This is a genomic window from Microcystis sp. T1-4, from assembly GCF_000297435.1.
Lineage (GTDB): Bacteria > Cyanobacteriota > Cyanobacteriia > Cyanobacteriales > Microcystaceae > Microcystis.
Genome location: NZ_CAIP01000373.1, coordinates 1 through 747, shown reverse-complemented (window position 1 = coordinate 747; position 747 = coordinate 1). Strand labels below are relative to the sequence as shown.

Sequence of the window (747 nt, the reverse complement as noted above, 5' to 3'; positions counted from 1 at the left end):
TCAACAATCCCCAATCTTTCAAGACCCCTGTAACAGAAATTAACATTTATACAGAAAACGGGTTTCTCAAAGAAAACGGGTTTCTCAAAGAAAACGGGTTTCTCAAAGAAAACGGGTTTTCTAAATAGAACGTAGGTTGGGTTGAAGCATGAAACCCAACGCCCGCATGGGTTACGCTACCGCTAACCCATCCTACAAATAATTGTGCCTCCCTACTTAACCAACAAGAGCAAGACTGCTGAGAGGAGAAGTATCGCTAATAATAATCATAGCCAACCTTTCTCTTTTAAATGCTTAATATCTTGCTGAAACTCAGCAACATCATAGTGAATACAAATTCCTCGTTCAGAAAGCATCCGTTGAAACTTGATTTGATTAATACCTAATAACTCACTTGCTTTTCCTAAGCTAATCTTATCTTGTTGGAATAACATAACAACAATTTCCTTCAACAGTTCATCCTCTGATAAACCACTTGCTTTAATCACTTCTTGGGAAATAACTAGAGTCATATTTTCTCCGTATTTTGATAAGAATTATACAAATGCTATCCTATGTTTTGCGGTCTGTCAATTCCCTTTGGCAGACCTCACTTCTAACTGTTAACTGTTAACTGAAATTCCCTTTCCGAAGCAATCTTACCCCTTGTCATGGCGAAGATGCGATCACTAACACAAACTAAGCAGTTAAAGTATTTAACCAATTGATTAAATCTTCAACCGTAGAGAAATCGAATAAAGCTTCTCC

2 protein-coding genes are annotated in these 747 nt (G+C 37.2%); both read right to left on the bottom strand.

All coding sequences use genetic code 11. The features are described from left to right. Positions 1-266: 266 nt before the first annotated feature. Positions 267-512: a UPF0175 family protein gene (locus MICAI_RS17600; protein ID WP_002739258.1), complete on the bottom strand. Its 246-nt coding sequence runs from the start codon at positions 510-512 to the stop codon at positions 267-269. 166 nt (positions 513-678) lie between these two features. After that, positions 679-747 (bottom strand): DUF4351 domain-containing protein (locus tag MICAI_RS27275; RefSeq protein WP_232306228.1); only part of this gene is annotated, 69 nt, incomplete at its 5' end.